The sequence below is a fragment of the Streptomyces sp. MST-110588 genome (assembly GCF_022695595.1).
Lineage (GTDB): Bacteria > Actinomycetota > Actinomycetes > Streptomycetales > Streptomycetaceae > Streptomyces.
In genome coordinates this window covers 2,110,770-2,126,730 of the sequence record NZ_CP074380.1, presented here as the reverse complement: position 1 = coordinate 2,126,730, position 15,961 = coordinate 2,110,770, and the positions used below count along the sequence as shown (strand labels likewise).

Sequence of the window (15,961 nt, the reverse complement as noted above, 5' to 3'; positions counted from 1 at the left end):
ACGGCTGATCGATCTTGAAATGGGTGAGGGCCTTCTGGCCTGGTGTGGATTGCGACATCTGCACCAGCAACAGAAAGGCCCTCGTGGTCCACCGTAATGCACCCCTGACCGAGACAGGCCGCCTGCGTCTGGCCCGCTGCGTGGTCGAGGACGGCTGGCCTCTGCGCCGGGCCGCGGAACGTTTCCAGGTCTCGCCGACCACCGCCCAGCGGTGGGCCGATCGCTACCGCCGGCTCGGCGAGGCAGGCATGACCGACCGCTCCAGCCGCCCGCACTCCAGCCCGCGCCAGACTCCGAGCCGTACCGAACGCCGCATCATCAAGGTCCGCATCCTGCGCCGCTGGGGACCGGCCCGCATCGCTGGCCTCCTCCGGCTGGTGCCCTCGACCGTCCACCGCGTACTGACCCGCTACGGCCTGGCCCGCCTCGCCCATCTGGACCGGGCCACAGGCCGCGTCATCCGCCGCTACGAACGCGACAAGCCCGGCGAACTGGTCCACGTGGACATCAAGAAGCTCGGCAACATCCCCGACGGCGGCGGACACAAGGCCCTGGGCCGCCCGGCGGGCCGCAAGAACCGCTCAGGCACCGGCTACAGCTACATCCACACCGCCGTCGACGACCACTCCCGCCTGGCCTACAGCGAGATCCTCGGCGACGAGAAGAAGGAGACCGCCACCGCCTTCTGGAAGCGGGCCCACGCATTCTTCGCCTCCAGCGGCATCACCGTCGAACGGGTCCTGACCGACAACGGGGCCTGCTACCGCTCACGCGACTGGCGTGACGCCCTGGCGGGAGCCGGGATCTCCCATAGGCGAACCCGGCCCTACCGGCCACAGACGAACGGCAAGGTCGAGCGCCTCAACCGCACCCTGCTGGAGGAGTGGGCCTACGCCCAGCCCTACCGCTCAGAGACCCAACGACGCGAAGCATTCCCCCGCTGGCTGCACACCTACAATCACCACCGCGGACACACCGCGCTCGCAGGCCAACCCCCCGCCAGCCGCGTCCCCAACCTCACAGGGCAATACACCTAGGCGTCAGGAGTGCTCGGCGTCGTAGCGCTCGCGCGCGGCCAGGACCGCCGGCATCCGGTCCTCCACCAGCCCGATCAGCGACAGGAGCCGCTCGGCGACCTCCCGGCCCAGCGGCGTCAGCTCGTAGTCCACCCGCGGCGGGTTGGTGGGCTGCGCCTCGCGCCGTACGAGCCCGTCGCGCTCCAGCGCGTGCAGGGTCTGCGCGAGCATCTTCTCGCTCACCCCGTCCACCCGGCGCCGCAGCTCGTTGAACCGGAACGTGCCGTCGTGCAGCGCGCCCAGGGTCAGGCCGCCCCAGCGGTCGGTGACGTGCTTGAGCGTGTCGCGGGACGGACAGGTGCGGGCGAAGACGTCGAAGGCCAGGTCGTCCGTGCTGCCGGCCCGGCACTTCTCTTCCTCGGGAGTGCTGTGGTTCTGGGTGGCCATGCGTTCACCATACTCCCGCACAGCGCTAACCGACGGGTTGCGCTTTCCAAAAGTTAGTGCTTCTCTGGATCTCGCCACGCCGCACCGGCACTCCGCCGCGCGGCGCCGCCCATCCGTGCACGTCCCGAAGGAGCACCCTGATGTCCTCTGCCGCCCCCGTCGTCTCGATCGCCTTCCACTCGGGTTACGGCCACACCGCCGTCATCGCCGAGGCGGTCCGCACCGGCGCCGCCGAAGCGGGTGTCACCGTCCACTTCATAGAGGTCGACAAGATCACCGACGACCAGTGGGAGCTGCTCGACGCCTCCGACGCGATCGTCTTCGGCTCGCCGACCTACATGGGCACCGCCTCCGGCGCCTTCCACACCTTCGCCGAGGCCACCGCCGCCCGCTGGGCCACCCGCGCCTGGCAGGACAAGCTCGCCGCCGGCTTCACCAACTCCGCCTCCAAGAGCGGCGACAAGCTGCACACGCTCCAGTTCTTCACGGTGCTGGCCGCCCAGCACGGCATGAGCTGGGTCAGCCTGAACCTGATGCCGGGCTGGAACTCCTCGACGGCCTCCGAGAACGACCTCAACCGCCTGGGCTTCTTCCTCGGCGCCGCGGCGCAGTCCAACAACGACCAGGGTGCCGAGGGCGTCCACAAGTCCGACATCGCCACCGCCGAGCACCTCGGCCGCCGGATCGCGGAGCAGACCGCCGTCTTCACCGCGGGCCGTGCCGCGCTGGCCGCCGCTCAGGCTTCCTGAAATCCGCCGGCCCTCGTGCGTGCGTACGAGTGACGGCCGCACGTCCGTACGTGTGACGGCCGCGCTCCGGGCCACGGCTCAGAAGCCGAAGCTCTGCACCCACCAAGGGCCGCCCGGACCGAAGTGGACGCCGACCCCCAGCGTCTTGTAGTCGCGGTTGAGGATGTTGGCGCGGTGCCCAGGGCTGTTCATCCACGTCTCCATGACGGCCCGGGCGTCGGCCTGGCCGCGGGCGATGTTCTCCCCGCCCAGGTTCTCCACGCCCGCCGCGCGTGCGCGGTCCCACGGGCTGCGGCCGTCCGGGTCGGTGTGGGAGAAGAACCCGCGGCGGGCCATGTCCTCGCTGAAGTCCTGCGCCTGCCGGTCCAGTTGGGGGTCGGCGGTGAGCGGCGGCACCCCGGCCTTCGCGCGCTCCTGGTTCACCAGCGTCAGCACCTGCGAGACGACGGAGGAGGACGGCGCGTCGGGGGCCCGGGTCGCGCCGGCCGTCTGCTTCGGGGTCTGCGGGTCCCGCGGTTCCCGGGGAACGTCCGGGCTCCGCGGAGCCTTGGGGTCCGCCTGGCCGTCCCGGTTGCCGGGGTCCTCGGGGTCCGGCGCCCCGGGCTTGTCCCGCGGCTCCTGCGCGCCGGGTATCCGCGAGGGCCCGGCGGTCCCCCGGGGCGCGGGAGCGGTGGACGGCCCGGTGGAGGAGCCGGCGTGGCCGGTACGGTCCGGCAGCGGGCCGCGCGCCGTGCCGCGGCTGGCCGGCTGTGTGGCGCGCTCGCCGGCGGCGCCGGTCCGCGGGTTCTGCGCCTGGACGCCGGCCGCCGCCCCGGCCCGTATCCGCTCGCCGGGGCCGTCGGTCGCCACGTCGTACCGGCCCCCGCCGGGCACCAGCCCCGAGGCGACCGCCACCGCGCCCATCGCCACGGCGGCGGAGGCCCCGAGCAGTCCGGTGCGCACCGGCGCGGAACGGCGGCCGTCCGCGGCCCGCCGGCCACCCGCCGTACGGTGGGCGCGGTGCCGGCCGCCGGGCGCCTCGGCGGGCCCCTCGCCCACCGGCCCGGTCCCGGTGGGCACTTGGGGAACGACGCGTCGATGGCGGCCCATTCGCTGCCTTCCTTCCGTCATCGGCGTCAACGCGCCTCACTCGTAAGGGTGATCCTTGTTGCCGGGCGACTGTACGGCATGGCGCAAGAGGCCGAAGTGCCGCTGGTGCAATTGGCCGGTTAGCGTACAAGCATGAACGATGATGTCCGTTTGACCGCATGGGTGCGGGGTCGTGTCCAGGGTGTCGGCTTCCGCTGGTTCACGCGAGCCAACGCCCTGCGCATCGGTGACCTCACCGGCTTCGCCTCGAACCTTGAGGACGGCAGGGTGCAGGTCGTCGCCGAGGGCCCGCGCGAGGCTTGCGAAGAACTGCTGGAGTGGCTGCGTACGGGTGACACGCCCGGGAAGGCCGAGGGCGTCACCGAGATCTGGGACACACCGCGCGGCGGCTACGACGGCTTCGCGATCCGGTAGGAGGGCTTCCGGCGCGGCCCGTGCTCGCGCTCCGTACACCCCGCGCCCGCGCCGGCGTCAGATGCATACAGCAGACATGACCTGGTGGTTGCCAACTCGGCCGACCCATGGAAGGCTGCGGCAGTAAGGATGATCTCCACGCCCCGTCGGGACCTTTCCGGCGAGTTCGGCGCAGAGCCTGGTGGCCGCGCACTCGCAGGTACCCGACGATACGGGGCGTGATCGTGTTGACCCTCAAACTTTTTGGTGAGACTCTGGAAGCCCCGCGCACCTTAGCTGTTTGGCATTGATCGCACAAGTGATGACAAGCACCGCGGGTGCGAATCCCTCACGACCCACACCGCTTCGGTCGGTCACTCAGTGTGGAGGACCATCCATCATGGCAAAGGCGCTTCTCGGTTACGTCGGCGGCTCCGATCCCCGAGTCCTCTCCGAGATGCGACGGCTTCAGCAGCGCGTCCAGGACCTCGAATCCGAACTCATCCGGATCCAGGCCGAGAACGACATGCTGTCCGCTGCCGCACGTCACGACGACTCGATGCTCGACGGCATCGACGTACCCCAGGCGGAGCCCGCGTATTCCTGACCCCCGCCCCCGGGGGGTTGCCGGGCTGCTCCGTCGGCCGCTTGAGGCACCATCTCAGCGAGATCTGCAAGGGACGCTTCGGCGTCCCTTCGTCGTTTCCGCCTCTTTCCGCGTCTCGCCGTTGTTGTCGTCCGTTGTTCTTCCCGTGTGCCCGGCTTCGGCTCCAGGCCGTTTCCCTCACGTCTGATGTGCCCTGCACCTTCCCCGGTGAAACCGAAAACACCAGCGGAGGAGCGGTCGCAGCCCCGCCGGACGCCCCCCGCGCCGGGGGCCCGCGCGGGAGCCCGCGCCGGGGGGCGGGCCGGGCGGGGACGGCCGGTAGAGTCCGAAGACGTGCATCTCAAGAGCCTGACCCTGCGGGGCTTCAAGTCCTTCGCCTCCGCCACGACACTGCGTTTCGAGCCCGGTATCACCTGTGTCGTGGGCCCCAACGGATCCGGCAAGTCCAACGTCGTGGACGCGCTGTCCTGGGTCATGGGCGAGCAGGGCGCCAAGACCCTGCGCGGCGGCAAGATGGAGGACGTGATCTTCGCCGGGACGACCGGCCGTCCGCCGCTGGGCCGCGCCGAGGTCTCGCTGACCATCGACAACTCCGACGGGGCGCTGCCCATCGAGTACACCGAGGTCACCCTCACCCGCACGATGTTCCGCAACGGCGGCAGCGAGTACCAGATCAACGGTGACACCTGCCGGCTGCTGGACATCCAGGAACTGCTCTCCGACTCCGGCATCGGCCGTGAGATGCACGTCATCGTCGGACAGGGACAGCTCGACTCCGTCCTGCACGCCGACCCGATGGGACGCCGGGCCTTCATCGAGGAGGCGGCCGGCGTCCTCAAGCACCGCAAGCGCAAGGAGAAGGCGCTGCGGAAGCTGGAGGCGATGCGGGCGAACCTGGCCCGCGTACAGGACCTGACCGACGAGCTGCGCCGGCAGCTCAAGCCGCTGGGGCGGCAGGCCGCGGTCGCCCGGCGGGCCGCCGTCATCCAGGCCGATCTGCGCGACGCGAAGCTGCGGCTGCTCGCCGACGACCTGAGTGCCCTGCGGGCGGCGCTGCGGGCGGAGATCGCGGACGAGGCGGCGCTCAGGCAGCGCAAGGAGACCGCCGAGGCCCGGCTGCGCGAGGCGCTGCGCCGGGAGAGCGACCTGGAGGAGGAGGTGCGGACACTGACCCCGCGCCTCCAGCGGGCCCAGCACACCTGGCACGAGCTGGCGCAGCTCGCGGAGCGCGTACGCGGCACGGTCTCGCTGGCCCAGGCGCGGGTCAACAGCGCCCGCAACGCCCCGAGGAGGAGCGGCGGGGCCGGGACCCCGAAGAGCTGGAGCGCGAGGCGGCCCGTATCCGGGAGCAGGAGGCGGAGCTGGAAGCCGCGCTGGAGGCGGCGAGCCGGGCGCTGGAGGACACCGTCGCGCACCGGGCCGAGCTGGAGCGGCGGCTGATGGAGGAGGAGCGGCGGCTGCGGGACGCCGCCCGGGCCATCGCCGACCGGCGCGAGGGGCTGGCCCGGCTGCACGGGCAGGTCACCGCCGCGCGCGGCCGGGCCGCCTCCGCCCAGGCCGAGATCGGCCGGCTCGCCGCGGCCCGGGACGAGGCCCGGGAGCGCGCGGCCACCGCTCAGGAGGAGTACGAGCGGCTGCGGGCGCAGGCCGACGGGGCGGCCACGGACGACGAGGAGCTGGCGCGGCGCCACGAGGACGCCCGGCGCGAGCTGGCCGAGGCCGAGACGGCGCTGTATACCGCCTCCGAGGAGCTGACCGCCGCGGAACGCCGGCGGGCCGCGCTCGCCGCCCGGCACGAGACGCTCGCGCTGGGCCTGCGGCGCAAGGACGGCACGGACACGCTGCTCGGCGCGGCCGGCCGGCTCGGCGGTGTGCTGGGCCCGGCGGCGGAGCTGCTGGAGGTGACTCCCGGGTACGAGATCCCGGTGGCGGCGGCGCTGGGGGCCGCGGCGGACGCGGTGGCGGTCGACGGCCCGGCCGCCGCGGCCGAGGCGATCCGGCTGCTGCGCGAGCAGGACGGGGGCCGCGCGGCGCTGCTCCTGAGCGGCGGGCCCGGCGCGGACGGCGCTGCGGCCCCTGCGTCTTCCCCCGCACCCGTACGTCCCGCGCCGCCCGGCGACGCGCCGTGGGCGGCCGGACTCGTCGGCGGGCCGAGCGGCATCGAGGCCGCCGCACGGTGGCTGCTGCGCGATGTGGTGGTGGTCGCGACGCTCGAAGAGGCGCAGCAACTGGTCGCAGCACGGCCGGAGTTGACGGCGGTGACCGCCGAAGGCGACGTGCTGGGCGCGCACTTCGCGCAGGGCGGGTCGGCCGGCGCGCCGAGCCTGCTGGAGGTACGGGCGTCCGTGGACGAGGCCGCCGCCCAGCTCGCCGAACTGGACACCCGGTGCGCCCGCCTGGCGGCGGAACAGCAGGACGCCCGGCAGCGGCGCGCGGAACGTGCCGCGCTGGTCGAGGAGTTGGCGGAGCGCCGGCGCGCCGCGGACGGGGAGAAGTCGCGGGCCGCGGAGACGCTGGGACGGCTCGGCGGGCAGGCGCGGGCGGCGGCCGAAGAGGCGCAGCGGGCGGATGCCGCCGCCGCGCGGGCCGAGGAGGCACTGGTGCGGGCCACCGAGGAGGCCGAGGAACTGGCCGAACGGCTGGCCGTGGCCCAGGAGTCGCCGGGGAGGAGGAGCCGGACACCTCCCTGCGCGACCGGCTCGCCGCGGACGGCGCCAACGCGCGCCAGACCGAGATGGAGGCCCGCCTCCAGGCCCGTACGCACGAGGAGCGGGTCAAGGGACTCGCCGGACGGGCGGAGTCACTGGACCGGGCCGCGCGGGCCGAGCGCGAGGCGCGGGCGCGGGCCGAACGGCGGCGCGCCCGGCTGCGCCGGGAAGCGAAGGTGGCCGCGGCGGTCGCCTCGGGCGCCCAGCAGCTCCTGGCGCACGTCGAGGTCTCGCTCGTACGGACGCAGGAGGAGCGGGCCGCGGCGGAGGAGGCCAGGGCCGAACGGGAAGCGGCGCTGGTGGCCGAGCGCAATCAGGCGCGGGAGCTGAAGGAGGAGCTGGACAAGCTGACGGACTCGGTGCACCGGGGCGAGGTGCTCGGTGCCGAGAAGCGTATGAAGATCGAGCAGTTGGAGACCAAGGCGCTGGAGGAGCTGGGGGTGGAGCCGGCCGGTCTGATGGCGGAGTACGGCCCGGACCAGCCCGTACCGCCGTCCCCGCCCGCCCCGGGCGAGGAGCTGCCCGAGGACCCGGAGGACCCCCGGAACCGGCCGGTGCCCTATGTGCGCGCCGAACAGGAGAAGCGGCTCAAGGCCGCCGAGCGGGCGTACCAGCAGCTCGGGAAGGTGAACCCGCTGGCACTTGAGGAGTTTGCGGCGCTCGAAGAGAGGCACAAGTTCCTGGGAGAGCAGCTTGAAGACTTGAAGAAGACCCGGGCCGACCTGATGCGGGTGGTCAAGGAGGTCGACGCGCGGGTGGAGCAGGTGTTCACCGAGGCGTTCCAGGACACCGCGCGGCAGTTCGAGGGTGTGTTCGCGCGGCTGTTCCCGGGAGGTGAGGGCCGGCTGGTCCTGACGGACCCCTCGGACATGCTGGCGACCGGCGTGGACGTCGAGGCCCGTCCGCCGGGCAAGAAGGTCAAGCGGCTGTCGCTGCTGTCGGGCGGCGAGCGGTCGCTGACCGCGGTGGCGCTGCTGGTGTCGATCTTCAAGGCCCGCCCCAGTCCGTTCTATGTGATGGACGAGGTGGAGGCGGCGCTGGACGACACCAATCTCCAGCGGCTGATCGGGATCATGGCGGAGCTCAAGGAGAGCTCGCAGCTCATCGTGATCACGCATCAGAAGCGGACGATGGAGGTCGCCGACGCGCTGTACGGCGTCTCGATGCAGGGCGACGGCGTTTCCAAGGTCATCAGCCAGCGGCTTCACTGAAACCGCCCAAGATCAGTTCACAACTTGAACGAACTGCCCTAACGGCCCCGGTGAAACAAATTCATCACGCACTATTGACTTCGAAACTTGAAGGCATAGTCTCGGCAACGTTGCTTTTACCTTCAAGTGGTGGTTACCCCCAACCTATGCGCCACTAGAAGGGCCAGCCCCCTACGCCCGGCAGCGCAGCCGGGCCACTGGAGTACACGTTGACCAGCACCGCGCAGCCGACGGTCTCGGAAGGCCGAAAGGCCCAGCCCGACCACCTCGGCCATGTCATCTTCATCACCGCGGCTGCCGCGATGGGCGGCTTCCTCTTCGGCTACGACAGCTCCGTGATCAACGGCGCCGTCGAGGCGATCCGCGGCCGTTACGACGTCGGCTCGGCCGGCCTCGCCCAGGTGATCGCCATTGCGCTGATCGGCTGCGCCATCGGCGCCGCGACCGCGGGCCGGCTCGCGGACCGCATCGGCCGCATCCGTGTGATGCAGATCGCCGCGGCGCTGTTCACCGTCAGCGCGGTCGGCTCCGCCCTGCCCTTCGCCCTGTGGGACCTGGCCATGTGGCGCGTCCTGGGCGGCATCGCCATCGGTATGGCCTCGGTCATCGGCCCCGCCTACATCGCCGAGGTCGCGCCGCCCGCCTACCGCGGCCGGCTCGGCTCCTTCCAGCAGGCCGCGATCGTCATCGGCATCGCCATCTCCCAGCTCGTGAACTGGGGCATCCTCAACCTCGCCGACGGCGACCAGCGCGGCAAGCTGGCCGGCCTGGAGGCATGGCAGTGGATGCTCGGCGTCATGGTCGTCCCGGCCCTCCTGTACGGCCTGCTCTCCTTCGCCATCCCCGAGTCCCCCCGCTTCCTGATCTCCGTCGGCAAGACCGACAAGGCCAAGGAAGTGCTGTCCGAGGTCGAGGGCCACGGCGTGGACCTGGACGTGCGCGTCGCCGAGATCAAGGACGCGATGCGCCGTGAGCACAAGTCGAGCTTCAAGGACCTGCTGGGCGGCAAGGGCGGCTTCCTGCCGATCGTCTGGGTCGGCATCGGCCTGTCGGTCTTCCAGCAGCTCGTCGGCATCAACGTGGCGTTCTACTACTCCTCGACGCTGTGGCAGTCGGTCGGCATCAACCCGAGCAGCTCGTTCTTCTACAGCTTCACCACCTCGATCATCAACATCATCGGCACCGTCATCGCGATGATCTTCGTGGACAAGATCGGCCGCCGCCCGCTGGCGCTCATCGGCTCGGCCGGCATGGCCATCGCGCTCGCCCTGGAAGCCTGGGCCTTCGCGTCCAAGTCCGCCGCCGGCACCCTGCCGACCGCTCAGGGCACCGTCGCGCTGATCGCCGCGCACGCCTTCGTCCTCTTCTTCGCCCTGTCCTGGGGCGTGGTGGTCTGGGTCTTCCTCGGCGAGATGTTCCCCAACCGCATCCGTGCCGCCGCCCTGGGCGTCGCCGCCAGCGCGCAGTGGATCGCCAACTGGGCCATCACCGCCAGCTTCCCGAGCCTGTCGGACTGGAACCTCTCGGGTACGTACGTGATCTACGCGGTCTTCGCCCTGCTCTCGATCCCCTTCGTGCTGAAGTACGTCAAGGAGACCAAGGGCAAGGCGTTGGAGGAGATGGGCTAACACCCCCCCGCCAGCCTCTCTCCTCAGCCCCCCGTACTGCCCCGGCTCGCCTCCGAGCCGGGGCAGTACGCATATGCCGGCGGGCCGGCCGCGACGCGCACCACTCTTCCTCCGTGTGCTCGCACATCCCCGTACGTCTTGCGCGGGCGGCCCGCCGCACAGCGGATACGGCGCCAAGGAGCGCCCGCCCGCCGGCCGGCTTCCGGGAGGCGTACGGACACGTCTGGTTCGGCAGGAAGGGAGCGGCCCTCGCCCCGTACGCCGCGCCGCACGCAGGAGTACGCCGTCGGCTTCGATGGATGCGAACCGGGACAGGGATGCCCCGGAGCGTGCCGCGCCACCACCGGTCCCCGCCGGGTGCCTCGCCGGGCAGGAATCGGGCATGTATCGGTCATAAAAGAATGCATCGGACATGAAAACGCCCCCTCCGCCGGGATGATGGCGAAGGGGACGCGGGCCGAGGCGCAGTCGGACTCAGGTCACCAGGGGGTGGGCGCCTCCGCAAGGCGTACGGCCGACCGGACGGCCGGCCGTACGGAAGGTGCTCAGGCGACCGGGGCGGGCGCGGGCTCGGTCGGCACCGGCTCCTGCGCCGGCACCGTCTCCTTGGGCTTGGGCAGCACCGCGAAGACCACCGCGGCGATCACGATCGTCGCCGCCCAGCCCAGGCCGTGCTCGCCGAGCCAGGTCGTGGCCAGCGGACCGGTGAACCACTCCACCTTGGTCAGGCACAGCCCCACGACCAGGGCGGCGGCCCAGGCGCTCATCGCCTGCCAGCAGAAGCCGCCGGCGTACCAGTAGCGGCTGGTGCGCCCGGTGTCCATCAGGCTCTTGGCGTCGTAGCGGACCGTACGGCGGTAGCGGCGTGCCATGTCCACGGCGTAGACGCCGATCCAGGCGGAGAAGGAGACCGCCAGCAGCGTGAGGAAGGTGATGAACTGGCCGATGAAGTCCTTGGCCACCAGCATCATGAACAGGCCGCCGACCAGGCTGATGACGGCGTTGATGCTCACGGCCATGGCGCGCGGCAGCTTGACGCCCATGGTCTGGGCGGTGAAGCCGGCCGAGTACATCGACAGGCTGTTGATCAGCAGCATGCCTACCAGCGCGGTGATGAGGTAGGGAATCGCGATCCAGCCCGGGAGGGCCTCGCCCAGGAAGGACATCGGGTCGGTGTTCTGGCTGGCCAGTTCCGGCTTGGAGACGGCCATGATGCCGCCCATCAGGACCATCGGCAGCAGCACCAGGGCCGCGCCGGAGACGGTCGTACCGACGATCTTCTTGCCGGAGGCGGAGTGCGGCAGGTAGCGGGCGAAGTCCGGCCCGGTGGGGACCCAACTGATGCCGCCGGCCGCGATCGTGCCGATACCGGCGATCATCAGGGCGGTGCTGCCCGCCGACCGGGAGAAGACCTCGTGCCAGGGCGTCTTGACGATCAGGTAGACCAGCACCATCACGCTGAAGATGCTGAACAGGTACGTGGAGTACTTGTTGCAGAGGTTCAGGGCCTTGCGGCCCATGCCGCTGACCAGGAATGTCGTGGCCACGAAGCCGAGCAGGGTGACGACGACCAGCACGTTGTTGCTCTTGATGCCGAAGAGCAGGTCGAGCACGGTCAGTACGGCGTACGCGCCGCTGACCGCGTTGATGGTCTCCCAGCCGAAGCGGGCGACCCACAGGATCGCGCCGGGGAAGTAGTTGCCGCGGACGCCGAAGGCGGCGCGGGAGAGCAGTGCGCCCGGCGCGCCGCCCCACTTGCCGGAGACGGACAGTACGCCCACCAGGCCGAAGGAGATGACGGAGGCGATGGCGGCGACGATCAGAACCTGCCAGAAGTTCAGACCGTTGGTGATCACCAGGGAGGCCCCCATGGTGAGCAGCAACACGCTGATGTTGGCGGCGACCCAGGTCGGGAAGAGTTCCCGGACCCGGCCGTGACGTTCGTTGTCGGGGACGGGTTCGATGCCCCGTGTCTCGACGGCGCCTTCGGTTTCAGGAGTGGACGTGGTGCCCATGGTGCAGGTGTCTCCGTGCGGGTTCAGGCAGCGGCTGTGGTGCCTGGCGGGGGGAGGGGTGTTGCAAGTGTTGCCAGGGACTCTACGCGCGTTGCGCAGCCGAACTCCATCGTACTTTGATCCAACTTCGTGCCGTACGTCCTATTGGATCCCCTGACGGCTCCGCCCCGCACGCGGAGCCGTCAAAGCATCCTGGAACGGGTCAGATGCCCTGGTGGGAAGGGCGGTCGCCGGTGGTCGCGAGGTCCAGGACGGGCCGCCGCTGCGAGACGCCGGGGTCCGCCTGGCGCAGCAGCTCCTCGCTGTCGTCGACCGGTGGGTAGATCCAGTTCCGGTTGATGTCGCGCTTGAGGGTCTTGGCGAACCCCCGGGGGGCCTCGCGCAGCGCCCGGTCCCAGCCCACGGTGGACACCGCGCCCGCGCTGCCGAGGTCCAGGCAGGTGGAGTACGGGTCGGGGGCGAAGGGCGTCGGGGGGAGCCCCAGCAGGTCGGCGGCGGCGTTGTGACCTGCGGTCTTGCCCAGCGGTACGGCGTGCTGGCAGCTCTGCATGACCGTGTGGCCGTCCTCGGCCGGGGCCGCCGCGGTGTCCCCGGCGGCGTACACCCGGGGCACGCCGGACACCCGCAGACAGGCGTCGACGGCCAGCCGCCCCAGCCGGTCGCGCCCGGCGGGGATCTGCGCGGTCAGGGGGCTGGCCTGCATCCCGGCGGTCCACACGACCGTATGGGCCGGTATGCGGGTGCCGTCCGAGAGAAGCGCCGATGATCCGTCCAGGCTCTCCAGCGTGACGCCCAGACGGCGCCGGACGGACAGGAGGTCCAGGGCGTCCTCGATGACCGGCCGGGCCGCGTCGCCCAGCTCGGGGCCGACCAGCGCGGCCCGCTCCACCAGCACCACTTCGACCTCGTGTGCCGCGCTCACCGGGGCCGCCGCCGTGCGCAGCCGGTCCACCAGCTCGGTGGCGATCTCCAGGCCGGTGAAACCCGCGCCGACGACCACGGCGGTGAAGCGACCCGGAGCCGCGGGCCGGGTGCGCAGGGCGCCGAGGTGTTCCTCCAGGGCGACCGCGCCGGCCATGGTGTCGATGTCGTGGAGGTGCTCGGCACCGGGAAGTTCCGGGCGGATCACCTGACTGCCGGTGGCCAGCACCAGCCGTTCGTAGCCGACCTCGGTGGTCGTGCCGTCGGCGGCGGTGGCGGTGACCCGCCGCCGGGTGGTGTCGACGGCGGTGGCGGTGGCGGCGATCCGCCGGACGCCGATCGGGTCCAGGACGCGGTCGAAGGGGACGCTGTAGGCGGCCGGGTCCGCCTCATAGAGGCGGGGCCGGATCGTCAGGGCGTCGTTGGGGGCGAGCAGGGCGACCGTGCGGGAGGAGCCGTGGTCCCGCAGGACGCGGGTGGCCGCCGCCGCGCTCCAGGTACCGGCGAACCCGCCCCCAAAACCAGGACGTCAAACATCCAGATTCCCCTTCCATCGCTCCGCGGGCCGTCCCGCAGAATTAACCTGGATAGTACACGTCCAGGTTCGCGCGTACAGCCTCCAGGTTCTGCCGTACGGCTTCCGGAAGCCGCCGGTGCGGCGCCCGGAAGCTGTCGGTGCAGCGCGCGGAAGTCGTCGGTGCAGCTCCTGGAAGCCGGGAGTGCCCGATACTGGGTGCGTTATGGAATTCGTCATCCTTGCTGTAGTCATCGCTGTGGTCGCGCTCGGCGCGATCAGCGGGCTCGTCGTCAGCAGCCGCAAGAAAAAGCAGTTGCCGCCGGCCCGCCGACCACTCCGTCCGTCACCGCGCCTCCCGCGGAACCGCGGGTCGGTGAGGACGCCGAGACCCCCCGCGACGAACCCCGTCGCACCATCGAAGAAGTCGACCTGCCGCCGGCCACGGCCCCGGCCCCGGAGGCCGAGGCCCCGGCTCCGGCCGTCGAACCGGAGGCGCCCGCCGCGCCGGCGGTGGAGGTCCCCGAGCCCACCGCCGGCCGTCTCGTACGCCTGCGGGCCCGGCTCTCCCGCTCGCAGAACTCCCTGGGCAGGGGCCTGCTGACCCTCCTGTCCCGGGAACACCTCGACGAGGACACCTGGGAGGAGATCGAGGACACGCTGCTGACCGCCGACGTCGGCGTCGCGCCCACGCAGGAGCTCGTGGAGCGGCTGCGCGAGCGCGTGAAGGTGCTCGGCACCCGTACGCCCGAAGAGCTGCGGGCGCTGCTGCGCGAAGAGCTGCTCACTCTGATCGGTACGGACGCGGACCGCACGGTCGCCACCGGGAACGGCATCGGCAAGGACGGCCAGGAGATCCCCGGGGTCGTCATGGTCGTCGGCGTCAACGGCACCGGCAAGACCACCACCACCGGCAAGCTCGCCCGGGTCCTGGTCGCCGACGGCAAGTCCGTGGTGCTCGGCGCCGCCGACACCTTCCGTGCCGCCGCCGCCGACCAGCTCCAGACCTGGGGTGAGCGGGTCGGCGCCCGTACGGTCCGCGGACCCGAGGGCGGCGACCCGGCGTCGATCGCCTTCGACGCGGTGAAGGAAGGTATCGCCGAGAGCGCGGACGTCGTCCTCATCGACACCGCGGGCCGGCTGCACACCAAGACCGGGCTGATGGACGAGCTCGGCAAGGTCAAGCGCGTCGTGGAGAAGCACGGGCCGGTCGGCGAGGTGCTGCTCGTCCTGGACGCCACCACCGGACAGAACGGCCTGGTGCAGGCGCGGGTCTTCGCGGAGGTCGTGGACATCACCGGTGTCGTGCTCACCAAGCTGGACGGCACGGCCAAGGGCGGCATCATCGTCGCGGTCCAGCGTGAACTGGGCGTACCGGTCAAGCTCGTGGGCCTGGGCGAGGGCGCGGACGACCTGGCGCCGTTCGAGCCGGAGGCGTTCGTCGACGCGCTCATCGGCGACTGACAGCCGCACGGCTGCCCGCCCGACAGGGCCTGAAGGGCTGAAGGGCTCAAGGAGCGCCCCGCCGCGTCACGGAGACGCGGTGGGGCGCTTTCGCGTCTCGCCGCGTGTGTCTATGTGCGCCACGTGCCCCACGTGCCTTTACGTGCTTATGCGTGCTTTAGCGTGTTCCGCGTATCGCTGTGCCGCTCACGTCGCCGTCAGGCGCCGCTCCGCCGGCCCCCTTGGTGCGCGGACCGGTGGCAGACGTACGCCAGGGTGCCCAGCAGCAGACGGGCCTGCGGGGGCCGGCCGGCCGCCTCCAGGGTCGGCGGGCGCAGCCAGCGCATGGGTCCGAGGCCGCCGAGGTCGCACGGCGGGGCGGTGATGTAATCGCCGGGCCCCAGGCAGCCGAGATCCAGGGCGGCGTCGTCCCAGCCCATCCGGTACAGCAGCCCGGGGAGGCCGGCGGCGGCCCCCGGGGCCACGAAGAACAGTGCCCGCCCGGTCGGCGTGGCGGCCACCGGGCCCAGCGGCAGGCCCATCCTCTCCAGCCGTACCAGCGCGCTGCGGCCCGCCGCCTCCAGTACCTCCAGGATGTCGAACGAGCGCCCCACCGGGAGCAGGACGGCCGCGCCCGGGGTGCGGGCCCAGGCCGCCGCGGCCTCTTCGAGAGTGGCGCCGGCCGGCAGTTCCCGCGCGAACTCCAAGGGGTGCGCTCCCGGCGCCGGACAGCCGGGCGCGCCGCACGAGCATTCCGTACGGCCGTTGCCGCCGCGCAGCGCACGGGCGCCGGGCACCACGTCCCAGCCCCACAGGCCGGTGTACTCCGCCACCGCCGTGCTCTCGGACGAGCGGGTTCGGCGCCGCGTAGTGGACCGCATGTCCCGGATGCCGCCGATCGTGAAGCCCATACCCCCTCCAACGGGTGGTGTGTGCCGGTGGTTACGAGCCGGAGCGCCATCGTTACACTCCGTTGACGTTCGAGGCCCCCCAAAGGCGTGTGGTGGTGTGATGGGTGGTGCGAAGAAGGGTGTGCGCCTTCGCGCGCTTCTGTCCGCCCAACCCTCCGCGACCAGTGTCAAGTCAATCGCGCCTACTGCCTCGTGAGTTCATTCGAAGGGGTGGCGAATGGTGGCGTTTCCGGGATCGCCCTCGCCGGAGCCGTGATCGTAGGATTACTTTCAGTGCACGAACCTCGGAGAAACGTCAGTCGTACGGGT

The 15,961-nt window shown here is 71.5% G+C and carries 10 protein-coding genes and 2 pseudogenes; 7 read left to right on the top strand and 5 right to left on the bottom strand.

Annotation, left to right across the window (positions count from 1 at the left end; all coding sequences use genetic code 11):
- The first annotated feature begins 83 nt into the window (after positions 1-83).
- A complete protein-coding gene (locus KGS77_RS09220) occupies positions 84-1,037 on the top strand; it encodes an IS481 family transposase (RefSeq protein ID WP_242580179.1) in 954 nt (317 codons plus the stop codon).
- A gap of 3 nt (positions 1,038-1,040) precedes the next feature.
- Here the strand turns inward: KGS77_RS09220 and KGS77_RS09215 are convergent, their stop codons facing one another.
- Positions 1,041-1,463: a helix-turn-helix domain-containing protein gene (locus tag KGS77_RS09215; RefSeq protein WP_242580177.1), complete on the bottom strand. Its 423-nt coding sequence runs from the start codon at positions 1,461-1,463 to the stop codon at positions 1,041-1,043.
- 140 nt (positions 1,464-1,603) lie between these two features.
- On the opposite strand from KGS77_RS09215, the gene KGS77_RS09210 reads away from it, so the two are divergent.
- Positions 1,604-2,212, top strand: coding sequence for a flavodoxin family protein (locus KGS77_RS09210; protein ID WP_242580174.1), 609 nt, complete (start codon positions 1,604-1,606; stop codon positions 2,210-2,212).
- A 78-nt stretch (positions 2,213-2,290) separates the two neighbouring features.
- Here KGS77_RS09210 and KGS77_RS09205 read toward each other — a convergent pair whose 3' ends face one another.
- The gene (locus KGS77_RS09205) at positions 2,291-3,301 is read right to left on the bottom strand and encodes a CAP domain-containing protein (RefSeq protein ID WP_242580172.1); all 1,011 of its coding nucleotides are present in this window, start codon (positions 3,299-3,301) and stop codon (positions 2,291-2,293) included.
- Between the two features lie 132 nt (positions 3,302-3,433).
- On the opposite strand from KGS77_RS09205, the gene KGS77_RS09200 reads away from it, so the two are divergent.
- The 4 genes and pseudogenes from KGS77_RS09200 to KGS77_RS09185 all read left to right on the top strand — a co-directional run bounded on the left by KGS77_RS09200 (position 3,434) and on the right by KGS77_RS09185 (position 9,848).
- On the top strand, positions 3,434-3,715 hold the full coding sequence (locus KGS77_RS09200) for an acylphosphatase (RefSeq protein ID WP_242580170.1): 282 nt from the start codon (positions 3,434-3,436) through the stop codon (positions 3,713-3,715).
- A gap of 379 nt (positions 3,716-4,094) precedes the next feature.
- Positions 4,095-4,301 (top strand): hypothetical protein, encoded by a 207-nt coding sequence (locus KGS77_RS09195; RefSeq protein WP_242580168.1) that lies wholly within the window; start codon positions 4,095-4,097, stop codon positions 4,299-4,301.
- A 333-nt stretch (positions 4,302-4,634) separates the two neighbouring features.
- Positions 4,635-8,220 (top strand): annotated as a pseudogene (gene smc / locus KGS77_RS09190) (chromosome segregation protein SMC).
- Positions 8,221-8,429: 209 nt separating this feature from the next.
- Positions 8,430-9,848, top strand: coding sequence for a sugar porter family MFS transporter (locus tag KGS77_RS09185; protein WP_242580166.1), 1,419 nt, complete (start codon positions 8,430-8,432; stop codon positions 9,846-9,848).
- Between the two features lie 545 nt (positions 9,849-10,393).
- Here the strand turns inward: KGS77_RS09185 and KGS77_RS09180 are convergent.
- Positions 10,394-11,863, bottom strand: a complete 1,470-nt coding sequence (locus tag KGS77_RS09180) for a cytosine permease (protein WP_242580164.1) — start codon at positions 11,861-11,863, stop codon at positions 10,394-10,396.
- 202 nt (positions 11,864-12,065) lie between these two features.
- Positions 12,066-13,253: an FAD-dependent oxidoreductase gene (locus KGS77_RS09175; RefSeq protein ID WP_242587374.1), complete on the bottom strand. Its 1,188-nt coding sequence runs from the start codon at positions 13,251-13,253 to the stop codon at positions 12,066-12,068.
- Between the two features lie 271 nt (positions 13,254-13,524).
- On the opposite strand from KGS77_RS09175, the pseudogene ftsY reads away from it, so the two are divergent.
- Positions 13,525-14,762, top strand: a pseudogene (gene ftsY / locus KGS77_RS09170) (signal recognition particle-docking protein FtsY).
- 197 nt (positions 14,763-14,959) lie between these two features.
- Here the strand turns inward: ftsY and KGS77_RS09165 are convergent.
- Positions 14,960-15,652: a bifunctional DNA primase/polymerase gene (locus KGS77_RS09165; RefSeq protein ID WP_242580162.1), complete on the bottom strand. Its 693-nt coding sequence runs from the start codon at positions 15,650-15,652 to the stop codon at positions 14,960-14,962.
- Between the last annotated feature and the right edge of the window lie 309 nt (positions 15,653-15,961).